General features: G+C 38.6%; 1 protein-coding gene. It reads right to left on the reverse strand.

Translation table 11 applies throughout. The features are described from left to right. Window positions 1-76: 76 nt before the first annotated feature. Window positions 77-550 carry an IS200/IS605 family transposase gene (gene tnpA, locus HT688_RS07190; protein WP_001140801.1) on the reverse strand — a complete coding sequence of 158 codons (474 nt, stop codon included), beginning with the start codon at window positions 548-550 and terminating at the stop codon, window positions 77-79. Window positions 551-805: the final 255 nt, after the last annotated feature.

Here is an 805-nt window from a genome sequence, read left to right on the forward strand (position 1 = left end):
CGGCGTCTAAAGACGCTCGCTGAACTTCGTTCAGGTCGTGCTATATTACTTGACTAATGCCCGTCACAACGGGCTTTTACCTTGTTCTAAATCCGCCATCAGAAAACGGATCTTCATATTCTTTTACACTCAGCTTATCGAGTGCAATGTCATTCTTTTCCTGCTCGCGAATATATTTAGCTACGGTCTTTTCGTTTAGTCCAACGGTACTTACATAGTATCCCCTAGCCCAGAACTTTCGATTTCCATACTTATATTTTAAATTAGCGTGCTTATCAAATATCATCAATGCACTTTTGCTCTTGAGATACCCCATAAAATCGGAAATCGAAAGTTTGGGAGGTATCAATACAAGCAGGTGTACATGGTCTGGCATCATATGACCTTCGATAATCTCCACGCCACGACAACCGCATAGATGTTTAATAATATCTATCAAATCCGACCTGACTTTGTAATATATCGCCTTACGGCGATACTTAGGTGTAAAAACTATATGATATTTGCACATCCATTTAGTATGTGATAAACTGTAACTGGTTTTAGCCATTTATTTTTCCTCCTTTATCTAACCTGAACAATTAGATTATACTTGGAAAAATAAATGGAAGCTAGAAGCCTTGTCAGCCACCAGCATAGCTGGTGGTTTTCTTGTTTTTCTCTACGAGAAAAACTGGCTTGAAGCCATAATAAGAAATCTCCAGATTAGGAACTATCCGTGAGTTCTCTAGTCTGGAGATTTTTCAATATACTTCGTTATTGGGCGGTTACTTACGTTACTACGTTACTTACGTTACACTACAGT

The sequence above is a fragment of the Streptococcus sp. 1559 genome, assembly GCF_013276735.1.
GTDB lineage: Bacteria > Bacillota > Bacilli > Lactobacillales > Streptococcaceae > Streptococcus > Streptococcus pseudopneumoniae.